This is a genomic window from Streptomyces sp. NPDC046860 (assembly GCF_040645115.1).
Lineage (GTDB): Bacteria > Actinomycetota > Actinomycetes > Streptomycetales > Streptomycetaceae > Streptomyces.
On the sequence record NZ_JBEYXQ010000015.1, the window covers coordinates 100,340 to 115,016 of the forward strand.

The following is a 14,677-nucleotide window of genomic DNA, read 5'->3' on the forward strand; positions in this document are numbered from 1 at the left end:
AGCGCCGGGCTCGCCCGTTTCCGTCCCCCGCGCGCGCGTAGGGGAGACTGGGACGCATGACTGCCACGGAGACCACGGTCGGGATCGGCGGTGCCGCCGAGAGCACCGACATGGTGCTCAACATCGGCCCCCAGCACCCGTCCACGCACGGCGTGCTCCGGCTTCGGCTGGTGCTGGACGGCGAGCGCGTCCAGCGCGCCGAGCCGGTGATCGGCTACATGCACCGGGGAGCCGAGAAGCTCTTCGAGGCGCGTGACTACCGGCAGATCATCATGCTCGCCAACCGCCACGACTGGCTCTCGGCGTTCTCCAACGAGCTGGGCGTGGTCATCGCGGTCGAGCGGATGCTCGGCATGGAGGTCCCCGAGCGCGCGGTGTGGACCCGCACCCTGCTCGCCGAGCTGAACCGGGTGCTCAACCACCTGATGTTCCTTGGCTCCTACCCGCTGGAGCTGGGCGGGATCACGCCCGTCTTCTACGCGTTCCGGGAGCGCGAGGTGCTCCAGAACGTGATGGAGGAGGTCTCCGGCGGGCGCATGCACTACATGTTCAACCGGGTCGGCGGCCTCAAGGAGGACCTCACCGACGGCTGGACCGGACGCGCGCGGGAGGCGGTGGCCGCGGTCCGCTCGCGCATGGACGTCTTCGACGACCTGGTGCTGGGCAACGAGATCTTCCGGGGGCGCACCCGGGGCGTGGGGGCGCTGACCCCGGAGGCCGTGCACGCGTACGGCGTGAGCGGGCCGGTCGCGCGCGCCTCGGGCGTCGACTTCGACCTGCGCCGCGACGAGCCGTACCTCGCCTACGGGGACCTCCAGGACACCCTGAAGGTCGTCACCCGCACCGAGGGCGACTGCCTGGCCCGCTTCGAGGTGCTGCTGGAGCAGACCCACAACGCCCTCGACCTCGCGGACGCCTGTCTGGACCGGCTGGCCGAGCTGCCGCCCGGCCCGATCAACCAGCGCCTGCCCAAGGTGCTGAAGGCGCCCGAGGGGCACACCTACGCCTGGACCGAGAACCCGCTCGGCATCAACGGCTACTACCTGGTCAGCAAGGGCGAGAAGACCCCATACCGGCTGAAGCTGCGGTCGGCCTCGTACAACAACATCCAGGTGCTCGGCGAGCTGCTGCCGGGGACGCTGGTGGCGGACATGGTGGCGATCCTGGGGTCGCTGTTCTTCGTGGTGGGAGACATCGACAAGTAGGTCACAGCGGTGGCTCGGGGAGGCCGGCCGGCTGGAGGAGCCAGCCGAAGTCGCCGAGGCCGCCCGGTGCGGTGAGTTCGGCGGCGGCTCCGGCGCCCGCGAGGGCGCGGACGTAGGCGGCGGGGTCCGTGGTGGCGAGGCTGAGCGGGGGGCGTGCGCCGGTGACGTCCAGCGCGCGCAGGGCCTCGCGCTGGGTGAGCAGGCGCGGGGTGCCGCGGTCGTCGGCGGCCGCGGCGCAGGCGTCCAGGGCGACATGCGCGGTGATGTCGCACGTCCCGTCGGGCACCGGGGCGGTCTCCCGGCCCGCCCGGAACCCGGTGAGCGTCCCGTACGGCGGGCGGGTGTCCAGGGTGTGCGCGTAGTCCACGGCCACCGCGAGCCCCCGCTGAACCCGGCGTACGGCCGCCGCCCACGCCCGGTCCCTCGGCAGCCCGATCTCCGCCCGCAGCCCCTCCTCGGGCGCCAGGGGCCACCACCGGGCCAGCCAGTCCGCCTCCGCGCCCGTGACCGGCTCCCCGAGGCGCTCGGTGCCGTCCGGCGTGACCAGGACGTACCGGGGCACGCCCGCGCGGTCCACCTCGGCCACGTCCACGGGCACGTTGTCCAGCCACTCGTTGGCGAAGAGCAGCCCGGTGACGGTCTCCGGCGGCTCGGCGCGCCACTCGATCCGGCCGTCCAGTCCACCGGGACGGTCCGCGATCTCCACGGCGTACGCCCGCGTGCGGTCCGCCACCCCGGCGGGCAGCGCGGCCAGCACTCCCCGCGTCAACTCGCCGCGCCCGGCCCCGACATCGACGAAGTCCAGCACCGCGGGCCGTCCCAGCGCCGCGTCGACCCGGCACAGCAGCCCGGCCACGGCGGCGGCGAACAGCGGCGAGGCGTGCACGGAGGTGCGGAAGTGCCCGGCGGGCCCCTCCGGCCGCCGGTAGAACCCCCCGGGGCCGTACAGCGCCTGCTCGGCGGCGTCCCGCCAGCCCTGCTCCGATGTCTTTGGCACCGGGCCAGACTAGGCGCACCATCATCTTCGGCTAAGGCCTGTCTTCCGGATCAGGCCGGCTCCGGCCGACGGCGCCTTGTCGGCCGACCCGAGCGGGGTCTGGTGCGTGCGGCTGCAAGGCGGAGGAGGGAGTCGACGCGGAGCGTCGGCGAGTGACGACAACGCCGCAGATGTGCGTGCCAGGGCCCGCGCCCTCGGCAAGATCCGGAAGACAGGCCTTAGGCGTACAGAGGACCGGGGCATCCACCTTGCGGCGTACGTGTGCCGGGCATGGATCGCCCCTTCGGCTGACCCGGGCGCGCGTCGGGTTTCCCTACGCTGATGACGTGCAGCGTCTCTATGACTTCCTCCGCCGCCACCCGACGTGGGTCGACTGCTTCTGGGCCGTCGTCCTGCTCGGGCTCTCCGGTGTGAGCGTCGTGAACGTGGACGGCACCCCGGACGGGCACGGCTCCTTCGCCGCGGCCTGGGCCGTCTCCGTCGCCCTGTGCGTGATCCTGGCGCTGCGCCGCCGCCTGCCGGACCTCATGCTGCTGGCGGTGCTCGCCACCGGACTGGCGCAGCTCGTCCTGGACGTCGGGCCGCTCGTCGCCGACTTCGCGATGCTGGTGATCATCTACACGGTCGCCGCGACCGGCGCCCGCTGGGCCTCCCGGCTGTCGCTGCTCACCAGCCTGGTCGCTGCCACGCTCGCTCAGCTGCGCTGGCCGAACGAGCAGGTCAGCGGGCTCGGACAGGTCGCGCTCGCGGTGTTCCAGACCGTTCCGTTCGCGCTCGCCTGGGTGCTCGGCGACTCCATGCGCACCCGCCGCGCCTACTTCGCCCAGCTGGAGGAGCGCGCCGCCCGGCTGGAGAAGGAGCGGGAGGCGCAGGCCAAGGTCGCGGTCGCCGCCGAGCGGGCCCGGATCGCCCGTGAGCTGCACGACGTGGTCGCGCACAACGTCTCGGTGATGGTGGTGCAGGCCGACGGCGCCGCCTACGTCCTCGACGCCGCCCCCGACCAGGCACGCCAGGCCCTGGAGACGATCTCCTCCACCGGCCGCCAGGCCCTCGCGGAGATGCGCCGCCTGCTGGGCGTGCTGCGCACCGGCGAGCACCAGGAGGGCGGGGAGTACGTCCCGCAGCCCGACGTGCAGCAGATCGACGAGCTGATCGAGCAGTGCCGTGACGCCGGACTGCCCGTCGACTTCAAGATCGAGGGCACCCCGCGCCCGCTGCCCAGCGGGGTGGAGCTGACCGCGTACCGGATCGTGCAGGAGGCGCTCACCAACACGCGCAAGCACGGCGGGCCCGAGGCGGGTGCGAGCGTGCGGCTGGTGTACTTCGACGACGGACTCGGCCTGCTGGTCGAGGACGACGGCAAGGGCGCCCCGCACGAGCTGTACGAGGAGGGTGGCGCGGACGGCCAGGGACACGGCCTGATCGGCATGCGCGAGCGGGTCGGCATGGTCGGCGGCACCCTGGACGCCGGGCCGCGCCCGGGGGGCGGCTTCCGCATCAGCGCGCTGCTCCCGCTCAAACCGGCGCACTGACACCTGTCACGAACGCCCCGCACACCCGCAGAAGGACACGGAAGAGGACCCCGATGGCGATCCGCGTGATGCTCGTCGACGATCAGGTGCTGCTGCGCACCGGCTTCCGGATGGTGCTCGCCGCCCAGCCGGACATGGAGGTCGTCGCGGAGGCGGGCGACGGCGTCGAGGCGCTCCAGGTGCTGCGCACCACCCCCGTCGACGTGGTCCTGATGGACGTGCGCATGCCCAAGCTGGACGGGGTGGAGACGACCCGGCGCGTCTGCGCGGAGCCCGAGCCGCCGAAGGTGCTCATCCTGACCACGTTCGACCTCGACGAGTACGCGTTCTCCGGGCTGAATGCGGGCGCCTCCGGCTTCATGCTGAAGGACGTTCCGCCGGGCGAGCTGCTCAGCGCGATCCGCGCGGTGCACAGCGGCGACGCGGTCGTGGCCCCCTCCACCACGCGCCGGCTGCTGGACCGGTTCGCCCCGATGCTGCCCTCGGCCGCGCAGGAGCCCCGCCACGCGGAGCTGTCCCGGCTCACCGAGCGCGAGCGCGAGGTCATGATCCTGGTCGCCCAGGGGCTCTCCAACGGCGAGATCGCCGCCCGCCTGGTCCTCTCCGAGGCCACGGTGAAGACCCATGTGGGCCGCATCCTCACCAAGCTGGGCCTGCGCGACCGCGTCCAGGTGGTCGTGCTCGCCTACGAGACCGGCCTGGTCCGCGCGGGCGGCCGCCCCTGAGCCCTCGCCCGGCTCAGCGCAGCACGCCCTCGATGAAGTCGCTGCCCAGGCGGGACACGGCGGCCAGGTCCAACTGGTGCTGGACGTACCGGCCGCGCCGGCAACTGGTGATCAGGCCCGCCTTCTTCAGCACCGCCAGGTGCCGGGATATCTCCGGCGCCGACATGCCGTGCGCGTCGGCCAGTTCGCTCGTGCTGTGCGGGGCGCGCGCCAGATGGCGGCACAGGCGCAGCCGCGTCGGGTGGGCGAGGGCCTCCATGCGCAGCGTGAGCTGTTCGACGGTGGGCGCCTTGGGCCGGGTGGCCTTGGCGGGGTAGGTGATCACGGGCTGCCAGCCGTACCGGTGCAGCACCATCACATGCGGCCAGCCGAGGCTGGTCGGCACCAGCACCAGGCCGCCGTCGCCGGTGGTGCCCCGGCCCACCAGGAGCTTGTCGACCGTGATGAGCGCGGCCTCCTCGTCCAGCGACACCGCGCCGGACAGCGAGGAAAGGGCCTCGGCGGGCCCCTTGCGGCGCAGAAGCTCGGTCTTGTGCCGTGCGTCGGCGGCCAGTTGGGGCTGGAGCCGGGCCCAGGTGTCGGCGAAGAACGCCTCGTCGCAGTCGAGCACCAGCTGCCGGAACCAGGCGCGGACCGCCGGCGGGTCCTGGAGCAGCCGGTAGGCGAACCGCTCCTGCACCGGCCCCCGCGCGGCGGCCAGGTCCAGGGCGCGGCGGCGCAGCTCCGCGTCACCCAGCGGGCCGAGGGTCCGCTGCGAGTACTGGGAGTGGCAGGTGAACTCCAGAGCCGCGTCCACGAACTGCTCGTCCGTCAGCTTGTCGAGGATGTCGAGTTCCTCGGCGAGCGTCCCGCCCGGCAGGCCGCGCCGGCCGGGGAGCCCGGCGAACGGGGCGAACACGTCCGAGAACGTCGTACGCCACAGGAAGTCCGCCTCGCACAGCCGGTCGGCCAGGCAGGGGTCCAGGCGGCTGGAGACCGCGGTCACCCAGCCCTGCAGGTCCGGGTGGTGACCCGGCTCGCTGAGCGCGTGCAGGGCCATCCCCAGTTCCGCCAGCGGTGAGGGCACCACGGAGACGCGCTCCGCCGGGAGCCCCTTGATGTCGATGGTCACGGCCATGCCCTCATGGTGCCTCCCACCACCGACAGCGCCCCCTGGATTGACGGCAGCCGTCAATCGGCGGGCAGCCGCCGGGCGAAGTCCTCGGCCGCGTCCCGCACGTCCTGTGCCGTCCAGGCGAGGCCCGAGGCGCGTACACCGGTCTCGGTGACGGCGAGGCCGGGGCCCCGGGAGTTCCAGGGGTCGGCGAACAGCAGGGTGCCGGTCTCCTCGGCCTGCCGTACCGCCGCCTCCGCCAGCACCTCGGCCTCGAACGGCAGCCAGACCTGGAAGTCGTGCGTGTGCGGCACCTCGGGGTGCACCCGCGCCCACGGCAGCCCCGCCGCGGCGAACCCCTCGCGCAGCGCGGCGGCGACCACGCGCGCGTGCCGCACGTACTCGGGAAGCCTCGGCAGCTCCTGCTCCAGCCCGATCAGCGCCGCCAGCGCGGTCGGGAACTGCTGGAAGACCATGCCCCCGTACCGGTGCCGCCAGGCCCGCGCCTCCTCGGCGAGGTCCGCCGGGCAGGCGAGCGCGGCGCCGCCGAGGCCGCCGAGCGACTTGTAGAACGACACGTACACGCTGTCGGCCAGGGCCGCGATCTCGTCCAGCGGGCGGCCGAGGTGCTCGGTGGCCTCCCACAGGCGGGCGCCGTCGAAGTGCACCACCGCCTCCCGGTCCCGCGCGGCCTCGACGACCTCGGTCAGCTCCTCCCAGGTGGGCAGCAGGAACCCGGCGTCGCGCAGCGGGAGTTCCACCATGAGGGCGCCGAAGGGCTCGTCCAGCTCGCGCACCTCGGCGGCCGTCACCGGGTGCGGCTCATGGCTCACCGTGACCGGGCGCAGGCCGCTGACCTGGCTGAACGCGTGCCGTTCGTGCACCTCGGGATGGGACAGGGCGTGCAGCGCGACCGCGGGGTTCTGGGTGCGGGCCGCCCAGCAGCGCATGGCCACCTGCTGGGCCATCGTGCCGGTGGGGAAGAACACCGCGGCCTCGGTGCCGAGCAGGGCGGCGACCCGGCTCTCCAGCGCGGCCACCACCCCGTCGCCGTAGAAGTCGGTGGGCTCGTCCAGGTCGTACACCTCGGGCGCGGCCTCGGTCAGCCGCGTCAGGCGCTCGCGGAGCGTGCCGCGCCAGCCCCCGCGCGACAGCACGCGCGGCGCGCTGCGTATGGCGGCCCGGCGCCGCAGGCGTATGGAGGGCCGCTGTTCCTGTTCGTCACCGCTCGTGTCACTCATGCGGGGGATCATGCCGCGCCGGGCCGCGCGGGGGCACCCGGTTTCCGCGCGGCCCGGTGCCGCGGCCCACAGCCTGTGGACGGCCGGGGGCCCGGTCACCGGATAGCGTTAACATGACGAGAAATCGTCCGGTACCCAGATGCGGACTGGAACGGGAAGGCCACGGTCGCGTGAGTACAGTCCATCCCTCTGACAGCACAGACAGCACAGACGTCCAGGACCGCCCCGCGCGGCTCACCGTCGGCGTCGTCGGCGCCGGACGCGTGGGCCCCGCGCTGGCCGCGTCCCTCCAGTTGGCCGGGCACCGCCCGGTGGCCGTCTCCGGTGTCTCCGACGCCTCGCGCAGGCGCGCCGAGAAGATGCTGCCCGGCGTGCCGCTGGTGCCCCCCGCCGAGGTGCTCCGGCGCGCCGACCTGGTGCTGCTCACCGTCCCCGACGACGCCCTGCCCGGCCTGGTCACCGGCCTCGCCGAGACCGGCGCCGTCCGCCCCGGCCAGCTCCTCGTGCACACCTCGGGCCGGTACGGCGTCTCGGTGCTCGACCCGGCCCTGCGCGCGGGCGCGCTGCCGCTCGCGCTGCACCCGGCGATGACCTTCACCGGCAGCCCCGTGGACGTCCAGCGGCTCGCGGGCTGCTCCTTCGGCGTCACCGCGCCCGGGGAGCTGCGGCTCGCCGCCGAGGCCCTGGTCATCGAGATGGGCGGCGAGCCGGAGTGGATCAGCGAGGAGAGCCGCCCGCTCTACCACGCGGCCCTCGCCCTCGGCTCGAACCACCTGATCACCCTGGTCGCCCAGTCCATGGAGCTGCTGCGCACGGCCGGGGTCGGCGCCCCCGACCGGATGCTCGGCCCGCTGCTCGGCGCCGCCCTGGACAACGCCCTGCGCTCCGGTGACGCCGCCCTCACCGGCCCCGTCTCGCGCGGGGACGCGGGCACCGTCGCCGCGCACATCGCCGAGCTGCGCGAGCACTCCCCGCAGACCGTCGCCGGCTATGTGGCCATGGCCCGCGCGACCGCCGACCGCGCCCTCGCGCACGGCCTGCTCAAGGCCGAGCTGGCCGAGGACCTGCTCGGCGTGCTCGCCGACCAGGGCGGCGCCGACGGCACCGGCCCCGCCCCCGGCGGGGACGACGAAGAGAACGGCCCCGAGGGGAACGAGCGATGACCACCGCCCTGCTGAGCACCGCCGACGAGCTGTACGCGCGCGTGCGGCGCGGCCGCCGTGCCGTCGTGATGACCATGGGCGCCCTGCACGAGGGCCACGCCACGCTGATCCGCGCCGCCCGCGAGATCGCCGGGGCGGACGGCGAGGTCGTCGTCACGGTCTTCGTCAACCCGCTCCAGTTCGGCGCGGGCGAGGACCTCGACCGCTACCCGCGCACCCTGGACTCCGACATCGCCCTCGCCGGGCGCGCGGGCGCCGACGCGGTGTTCGCCCCGGCCGTGGACGAGGTCTACCCCGGTGGCGAGCCCCAGGTGCGGATCACCGCCGGCCCCATGGGCGGCCGCCTGGAGGGCGCCACCCGCCCCGGCCACTTCGACGGCATGCTCACCGTCGTCGCCAAGCTGCTGCACCTCACCCGGCCCGACGTGGCCCTGTTCGGGCAGAAGGACGCCCAGCAGCTGGCACTGATCCGCCGCATGGTCCGGGACCTCAACTTCGGTGTGGACATCGTCGGCGTGCCCACCGTCCGCGAGGAGGACGGGCTCGCCCTGTCCAGCCGCAACCGCTACCTCGGCCCCGGCGAGCGCTCCACCGCCCTCGCCCTGTCCCGCGCGCTGTTCGCGGGCCGCGACCGGCACGCGGCCCAGGAGGCGCTGCGCGCGCGGGCCATGGAGGTGCCCTCCACGCACGCGCGCGCGGAGGCGCTGAGCGCCATAGGCGAGTCGCGTGCGGCGGCCGACGCGCACGCCGTGGCCACCGCGGCCCCCGGCGGCCCGGCGGCCGTCCGCGCGGCCGCCCGCCAGGCCCTGGACGAGGCCGCCCGCTTCGACCCGCCGCTCGCCCTGGACTACCTGGCCCTGGTCGACCCCGCCGACTTCACCGAGATCGCCGACGACTTCACCGGCGAGGCCGTGCTGGCCGTCGCCGCCCGGGTCGGCTCGACCCGCCTGATCGACAACATCCCCCTCGCCTTCGGCAGCCCTGGAGCCGCCTTGTGACCAGCACCGGAATACGACTGCACGCGCCCGCCCCCGGCTGGGCCGTCCAGGCCGACGTCGTGATCGTCGGCTCCGGCGTGGCCGGCCTGACCGCCGCGCTGCGCTGCGAGGCGGCCGGCCTTACGACGGTCGTCGTCACCAAGGCCCGCCTGGACGACGGCTCCACCCGCTGGGCCCAGGGCGGCATCGCGGCCGCGCTGGGCGACGGCGACACCCCCGGCCAGCACCTGGACGACACCCTGGTCGCCGGCGTCGGCCTGTGCGACGAGGAAGCCGTGCGCCTCCTGGTCACCGAGGGTCCCGGCGCCGTGCGGCGGCTGATCGACACCGGCGCCCGGTTCGACACCGACGCGGCGGGCACCATGGAGCTCACCCGCGAGGGCGGCCACCACCGCCGCCGCATCGTCCACGCGGGCGGCGACGCGACCGGCGCGGAGGTCTCCCGCGCGCTGGTCGACGCCGTCCGCGCGCGGGGGCTGCGCACCGTCGAGAACGCGCTCGTGCTGGACCTGATCACCGACGCCGAGGGCCGTACCGCCGGCGTCACCCTGCACGTCATGGGCGCGGGGCAGCACGACGGCGTGGGCGCCGTGCACGCGCCCGCCGTGGTGCTCGCCACCGGCGGCATGGGCCAGGTGTTCTCCGCGACCACCAACCCCTCGGTGTCCACCGGCGACGGCGTGGCGCTGGCGCTGCGCGCGGGAGCCGAGGTCAGCGACCTGGAGTTCGTGCAGTTCCACCCGACGGTGCTGTTCCTCGGCCCGGACGCCGAGGGCCAGCAGCCGCTGGTCTCCGAGGCGGTGCGCGGCGAGGGGGCCCACCTGGTCGACGCCGACGGCACCCGTTTCATGATCGGGCAGCACGAGCTGGCCGAGCTGGCCCCGCGCGACATCGTCGCCAAGGGCATCACGCGGCGGATGCAGGAGACGGGCGCCGAGCACATGTATCTCGACGCCAGGCATTTCGGCGCCGAGATGTGGGAGAACCGCTTCCCGACCATCCTGGCCGCCTGCCGCGCCCACGGCATCGACCCGGTCACCGAGCCGATCCCGGTCGCCCCGGCCGCCCACTACGCCTCCGGCGGCGTCCGCACCGACGGCCGCGGCCGGACGACCGTCGCGGGCCTGTACGCGTGCGGCGAGGTCGCCTGCACCGGCGTGCACGGCGCGAACCGGCTCGCCTCCAACTCGCTGCTCGAAGGGCTCGTCTACGCCGAGCGGATCGCCGCCGACATCGTGGCCGAGCACGCCGCGAACGGCTCGCACGCGCGCGTGCCCGTCCCCGTCCCGCGCCCCGGCACGCCCCTGCACCCCCTGCTGGCGCCCGAGGACCGGTTCGCCGTGCAGCGGATCATGACCGAGGGCGCGGGCGTGCTCCGCTCGGCCGGCTCACTCGAACGCGCGGCGCGGCGGCTGGAGGAGCTGCACGCGCGTGCCAGCGACACCCTGGACGGCGAGGGCAAGACCGCCGAGCCCGGCGTCGACACCTGGGAGGCCACCAACCTCCTGGACGTGGCCCGCGTCCTGGTCGCCGCGGCGGCCCTGCGCGAGGAGACACGGGGCTGCCACTGGCGCGAGGACCACTCCGACCGCGACGATCTCCACTGGCGCCGCCATCTGGTGGTGACCCTGCGCGCGGACCGTTCGCTGGCCGTACGCACCACCGACAGCGCAGACTTCCCCCCTGCCCGGTGACATCTCTGTCCACCGGGTGAACCCGCGTCCCCAGGAGCAGTGACGAACGTGAGCACCGACGACCTTCCCCTCGCCCCGACCGGCGGCTGCGGCGACGGCTGCGCCTGCGGCGCGGAGGAGGAGGGCGAAGAGCAAATGGAGTGCGGTCTCGACCCCGCGCTCGCCGCCCTGCTGGCCGACGCCGGGCTCGACCCCGTCGAGATCGAGGACATCGCCAACATCACCGTCCAGGAGGACCTGGCCGGCGGCGTGGACGTGACCACCGTGGCGACCATTCCCGAGGACGCGGTGGCCACCGCCGACTTCGTCGCCCGCGAGGCCGGTGTGGTGGCGGGCCTGCGGATCGCCGAGGCCGTGCTCTCCGTGGTCTGCGAGCACGAGTTCGAGGTCGAGCGGCACGTCGAGGACGGCGACACCGTCGAGGCCGGGCAGCGCCTGCTGTCGGTCACCACCCGCACCCGTGACCTGCTCACCGCCGAGCGCAGCGCCCTGAACATCCTGGGCCGCATGTCCGGCATCGCGACCGCCACGCGCGCGTGGGCCGACGTGCTGGAGGGCAGCCGCACGCGCGTGCGCGACACCCGCAAGACCACCCCGGGCCTGCGCTCGCTGGAGAAGTACGCGGTGCGCTGCGGCGGCGGCGTCAACCACCGCATGTCGCTGTCCGACGCCGCCCTGGTCAAGGACAACCACGTGCTCGCCGCGGGCGGCGTGGCCCAGGCGTTCAAGGCCGTACGGGAGACCTTCCCGGAGCTGCCCGTCGAGGTCGAGGTCGACACCCTGCACCAGCTCCGCGAGGCCGTGGACGCGGGCGCCGACCTGATCCTGCTGGACAACTTCACCCCCGGCGAGTGCGCCGAGGCCGTCGCCATCGTGGGCGGCCGCGCCGAGCTGGAGGCGTCCGGGCGGCTCACCCTGGACAACGCCCGCGCCTACGCCGAGACCGGCGTGGACTTCCTGGCCGTCGGCGCCCTCACCCACTCCTCGCCGGTGCTCGACATCGGCCTGGACCTGCGCCCGGCGGAGTGAGGCGGATGCTGCTCACGATCGACGTCGGCAACACCCACACCGTCCTCGGCCTGTTCGACGGCGAGGACATCGTGGAGCACTGGCGCGTGTCCACCGACCCGCGCCGCACGGCCGACGAGCTGGCGGTGCTGCTCCAGGGCCTGATGGGCACGCACCCGCTGCTGGGCGAGGAACTGGGCGACGGCATCCACGGCATCGCGATCTGCGCCACGGTGCCCTCGGTGCTGCACGAGCTGCGCGAGGTCACCCGCCGCTACTACGGCGACGTGCCCGCGGTGCTGGTCGAGCCCGGCGTCAAGACCGGGGTGCCGGTGCAGTTCGACAACCCCAAGGAGGTCGGCGCCGACCGCATCATCAACACGGTCGCCGCCAACGAGCTGTACGGCGGCCCGGCGATCGTGGTCGACTTCGGCACCGCGACGACCTTCGACGCGATCTCCGCGCGCGGGGAGTACGTGGGCGGGGTCATCGCCCCGGGCATCGAGATCTCGGTGGAGGCGCTCGGCGTCAAGGCCGCGCAGCTCCGCAAGATCGAGGTGGCCCGCCCGCGCAACGTGATCGGCAAGAGCACCGTCGAGGCCATGCAGTCCGGCATCGTCTACGGCTTCGCCGGCCAGGTCGACGGGGTGGTCGGCCGGATGGCGCGCGAGCTGGCCGACGACCCCGACGACGTCACCGTGATCGCCACCGGCGGCCTGGCGCCGATGGTGCTCGGGGAGTCCTCGGTGATCGACGAGCACCAGCCCTGGCTGACCCTGATCGGCCTGCGCCTGGTCTACGAGCGCAACGTGCCGCGCAGGTAGCGGGGCGCGAGGGCGCAAGAGCGCGAGGCCGCGAGGTCGCGGCGGCGGACCCAGGGCCGGGCGGGGGAACCCTGGGTCCGACACGCGTTACACAACGCCCCATTCCGTAACTTTTGTCCGATTAGCGGTAGCGTCGCCGCATGCCCACGCCATACGGAACCCGCGGCGGCATGGCGTTCGGAGCGGAGGAGCTGCGTGTGCTCCGTCGCGCCCTCGCCCTCGCCCTCCACCCCGGCACGGCCTCCGCCGAGGACGTGCAGGACTGCTTCCGCCTCGCCGAGTCGGTCGACGAGGCACTGGACGAAGCGGCTCGCCTGCGCGCCTTCCTGCTGGCCGACCTGGAGCGCTACCGCGCCGCCCTGCCCGGCACCGCGGCCGGCTATCTCGCGCTCCTCAAGGAGGCGCTCGGCGCCGGGCACCGGCCCGTCCCGGACGACCTCGCCGCACTGCGCGCGCTGCGCGGCAACCCGGTGGCCGCCGCGCTGCTGGCCCACTGCCAGGGCCTGGTCGAGCGGAGCGTACGGGCCCGCTTCGCCTCCGGTGCGCCCACCGTCCCCGCGCCCGCCGCGCCACCCTCCCGTGCCCGCCTGCTGGCCCTTCCGGGCGGTGCGGGACGGTCCGGACCCACCGGGGCCGACGAGTCCGGCGAAGCCGCTCAGAAGCCCGCCGAGGAGCCTTCACGGCCCCCGTCCCCGCGCCCCGGCGAGCGTCCCGCCACGCCCGCGGCGCCCAAGCGCCCCGTCCCCACCCCAGGCGAGGTCTTCCCGCGCCGCAAACCGCAGTCGCCGCCGTCCGCGCGGCACGCCGCCCGCCGGCTCGCCGCGGGCTGACCTGGCCGTACGCCGCGGGGAGGACATTGCGTCCACCCCGCCCCGGCCCGGCCGCCCCGCGTGGCTACTCTGGGGGCATGGACTACGTCTCCGCCCTCGTGCCCCCGTTCGTCATGGCCGCCTTCTTCATCGGTGTGGTCAGGGTGATCGTGAAGACCCAGGGCGGGGCGGCCAAGGGCAAGGAGGACGCGGCCGTCGACGCCGCCCTCGCGCGCGCCGAAGGCGTCCGCCAGGCCGCCCCCGGCGACGCCTGAGCGAATCCCCTCGACGACCCTCACGGGCGCACGGCTTCCACGCCGTGCGCCCTTTTTGCTCACTTTGGCGGCGAACGCGCACGTCGGCGTCGTTTTGCCGGGATCTCCTCCTATTATTTGAGTTGTGCCTCGCCCCTTGGGAGATCTCGAAGACGCCGTCATGTCACGGGTGTGGAAGTGGAACCGCCCGGTGACCGTCCGGGAAGTCCTGGAAGACCTCCAGCAGGAACGCTCCATCGCCTACACCACCGTCATGACGGTTTTGGACAATCTCCATCAGAAGGGCTGGGTCCGCCGTGAGGCGGAAGGCCGCGCCTATCGATATGAGGCCGTCTCCACCAGAGCCGCCTACGCGGCCGCGCTCATGAACGACGCCTGGTCGCAGAGCGACAACCCGGCCGCCGCTCTCGTCGCCTTCTTCGGGATGATGAGCGAGGAACAGCGCCAGGCGCTCAGCGACGCCGTCCGTATCGTCGAAGGGCCGCAAACGCGGGAAGCGCCGCAAGAGGCGCGCATCCCGCGAGAGGAGAACCCCGGCTCGGCGGAGGGGCCCGCCGGGCGATAGCGTCCGCTCATGTCAGCGAAGAGCCCCGAAGTCTCCGCGAAAGCCGTCACCGTCCGGCGGGCCCGGACCAGCGATGTTCCCGCTGTACGCGGACTCCTCGACGCCTACACCCGCGACCGCATCCTGCTCGACAAAGCCACGGTCACGCTTTACGAGGACATCCAGGAGTTCTGGGTCGCGGAACGCGAGGACAACGCCGAGGTCGTCGGCTGCGGAGCCCTGCACGTCATGTGGGAAGACCTCGCGGAAGTCCGCACTCTCGCGGTGAACCCCGCCCTCAAGGGTTCGGGAACGGGACACAGGCTGCTGGAGAAGTTGCTGGAGACCGCGCGCCTGCTCGGCGTTCGCCGCGTTTTCTGTCTGACCTTCGAAGTCGACTTCTTCACCAAGCACGGCTTCGTGGAGATCGGTGAGACACCGGTCGACACCGATGTGTACGCGGAGCTCTTGCGCTCCTATGACGAGGGCGTCGCGGAGTTCCTCGGTCTCGAACGAGTGAAACCCAACACCTTGGGCAACAGCCGGATGCTTCTGCATCTGTGATCGCC

The 14,677-nt window shown here is 73.8% G+C and carries 15 protein-coding genes; 12 read left to right on the forward strand and 3 right to left on the reverse strand.

The window, feature by feature from the left end; translation table 11 throughout:
* The first annotated feature begins 56 nt into the window (after positions 1 to 56).
* Entirely contained in the window at positions 57 to 1,205 is a 1,149-nt protein-coding gene (locus ABZ898_RS21575) for an NADH-quinone oxidoreductase subunit D (protein WP_361661145.1), read from the forward strand.
* 1 nt (position 1,206) lies between these two features.
* Here the strand turns inward: ABZ898_RS21575 and ABZ898_RS21580 are convergent, their stop codons facing one another.
* On the reverse strand, positions 1,207 to 2,202 hold the full coding sequence (locus tag ABZ898_RS21580; protein ID WP_361661148.1) for an SAM-dependent methyltransferase: 996 nt from the start codon (positions 2,200 to 2,202) through the stop codon (positions 1,207 to 1,209).
* Positions 2,203 to 2,528: 326 nt separating this feature from the next.
* On the opposite strand from ABZ898_RS21580, the gene ABZ898_RS21585 reads away from it, so the two are divergent.
* Both ABZ898_RS21585 and ABZ898_RS21590 read left to right on the forward strand, forming a co-directional pair.
* Positions 2,529 to 3,734 carry a sensor histidine kinase gene (locus ABZ898_RS21585; RefSeq protein WP_361661151.1) on the forward strand — a complete coding sequence of 402 codons (1,206 nt, stop codon included), beginning with the start codon at positions 2,529 to 2,531 and terminating at the stop codon, positions 3,732 to 3,734.
* Positions 3,735 to 3,787: 53 nt separating this feature from the next.
* Entirely contained in the window at positions 3,788 to 4,459 is a 672-nt protein-coding gene (locus ABZ898_RS21590) for a response regulator transcription factor (RefSeq protein WP_361661154.1), read from the forward strand.
* Positions 4,460 to 4,472: 13 nt separating this feature from the next.
* Here ABZ898_RS21590 and ABZ898_RS21595 read toward each other — a convergent pair whose 3' ends face one another.
* Together ABZ898_RS21595 and ABZ898_RS21600 are read right to left on the reverse strand one after the other, a co-directional pair.
* Positions 4,473 to 5,576: a DUF5937 family protein gene (locus tag ABZ898_RS21595; protein ID WP_361661157.1), complete on the reverse strand. Its 1,104-nt coding sequence runs from the start codon at positions 5,574 to 5,576 to the stop codon at positions 4,473 to 4,475.
* 53 nt (positions 5,577 to 5,629) lie between these two features.
* Positions 5,630 to 6,793, reverse strand: coding sequence for an aminotransferase class I/II-fold pyridoxal phosphate-dependent enzyme (locus ABZ898_RS21600; protein ID WP_361661160.1), 1,164 nt, complete (start codon positions 6,791 to 6,793; stop codon positions 5,630 to 5,632).
* A gap of 170 nt (positions 6,794 to 6,963) precedes the next feature.
* Between ABZ898_RS21600 and ABZ898_RS21605 the strand changes: the two genes are divergently transcribed.
* From ABZ898_RS21605 to ABZ898_RS21645, 9 genes are all read left to right on the forward strand, one after another.
* Positions 6,964 to 7,956, forward strand: a complete 993-nt coding sequence (locus tag ABZ898_RS21605) for a DUF2520 domain-containing protein (protein ID WP_361661163.1) — start codon at positions 6,964 to 6,966, stop codon at positions 7,954 to 7,956.
* Positions 7,953 to 8,954: a pantoate--beta-alanine ligase gene (panC, locus tag ABZ898_RS21610; protein ID WP_361661166.1), complete on the forward strand. Its 1,002-nt coding sequence runs from the start codon at positions 7,953 to 7,955 to the stop codon at positions 8,952 to 8,954. Before ABZ898_RS21605 ends, panC begins: the two co-directional genes overlap by 4 nt.
* Entirely contained in the window at positions 8,951 to 10,648 is a 1,698-nt protein-coding gene (locus ABZ898_RS21615; RefSeq protein ID WP_361661169.1) for an L-aspartate oxidase, read from the forward strand. The genes panC and ABZ898_RS21615 overlap by 4 nt, the downstream gene beginning before the upstream one ends.
* 48 nt (positions 10,649 to 10,696) lie before the next feature.
* The gene (gene nadC, locus ABZ898_RS21620) at positions 10,697 to 11,677 is read left to right on the forward strand and encodes a carboxylating nicotinate-nucleotide diphosphorylase (RefSeq protein ID WP_361661172.1); all 981 of its coding nucleotides are present in this window, start codon (positions 10,697 to 10,699) and stop codon (positions 11,675 to 11,677) included.
* A 5-nt stretch (positions 11,678 to 11,682) separates the two neighbouring features.
* Positions 11,683 to 12,480: a type III pantothenate kinase gene (locus ABZ898_RS21625; RefSeq protein ID WP_030811239.1), complete on the forward strand. Its 798-nt coding sequence runs from the start codon at positions 11,683 to 11,685 to the stop codon at positions 12,478 to 12,480.
* A 170-nt stretch (positions 12,481 to 12,650) separates the two neighbouring features.
* Positions 12,651 to 13,310, forward strand: a complete 660-nt coding sequence (locus tag ABZ898_RS21630) for a hypothetical protein (RefSeq protein ID WP_361661266.1) — start codon at positions 12,651 to 12,653, stop codon at positions 13,308 to 13,310.
* 77 nt (positions 13,311 to 13,387) lie between these two features.
* The gene (locus ABZ898_RS21635; RefSeq protein ID WP_361661176.1) at positions 13,388 to 13,564 is read left to right on the forward strand and encodes a hypothetical protein; all 177 of its coding nucleotides are present in this window, start codon (positions 13,388 to 13,390) and stop codon (positions 13,562 to 13,564) included.
* A 124-nt stretch (positions 13,565 to 13,688) separates the two neighbouring features.
* Complete coding sequence (locus ABZ898_RS21640) at positions 13,689 to 14,129, forward strand: BlaI/MecI/CopY family transcriptional regulator (protein WP_361661180.1); 441 nt, start codon at positions 13,689 to 13,691, stop codon at positions 14,127 to 14,129.
* A gap of 9 nt (positions 14,130 to 14,138) precedes the next feature.
* Positions 14,139 to 14,672: an amino-acid N-acetyltransferase gene (locus ABZ898_RS21645; protein ID WP_361661182.1), complete on the forward strand. Its 534-nt coding sequence runs from the start codon at positions 14,139 to 14,141 to the stop codon at positions 14,670 to 14,672.
* Positions 14,673 to 14,677 lie beyond the last annotated feature (5 nt).

Excerpts from the sequence above, each read along its gene's own strand:
- ABZ898_RS21575 (WP_361661145.1), top strand. The coding sequence starts at position 57 with ATGACTGCCACGGAGACCACGGTCGGGATCGGCGGTGCCGCCGAGAGC.
- ABZ898_RS21590 (WP_361661154.1), top strand. The coding sequence starts at position 3,788 with ATGGCGATCCGCGTGATGCTCGTCGACGATCAGGTGCTGCTGCGCACC.
- ABZ898_RS21595 (WP_361661157.1), bottom strand. The coding sequence starts at position 5,576 with ATGGCCGTGACCATCGACATCAAGGGGCTCCCGGCGGAGCGCGTCTCC.
- ABZ898_RS21600 (WP_361661160.1), bottom strand. The coding sequence starts at position 6,793 with ATGAGTGACACGAGCGGTGACGAACAGGAACAGCGGCCCTCCATACGC.
- panC (WP_361661166.1), top strand. The coding sequence starts at position 7,953 with ATGACCACCGCCCTGCTGAGCACCGCCGACGAGCTGTACGCGCGCGTG.
- ABZ898_RS21625 (WP_030811239.1), top strand. The coding sequence starts at position 11,683 with ATGCTGCTCACGATCGACGTCGGCAACACCCACACCGTCCTCGGCCTG.
- ABZ898_RS21630 (WP_361661266.1), top strand. The coding sequence starts at position 12,651 with ATGGCGTTCGGAGCGGAGGAGCTGCGTGTGCTCCGTCGCGCCCTCGCC.
- ABZ898_RS21635 (WP_361661176.1), top strand. The coding sequence starts at position 13,388 with ATGGACTACGTCTCCGCCCTCGTGCCCCCGTTCGTCATGGCCGCCTTC.
- ABZ898_RS21645 (WP_361661182.1), top strand. The coding sequence starts at position 14,139 with ATGTCAGCGAAGAGCCCCGAAGTCTCCGCGAAAGCCGTCACCGTCCGG.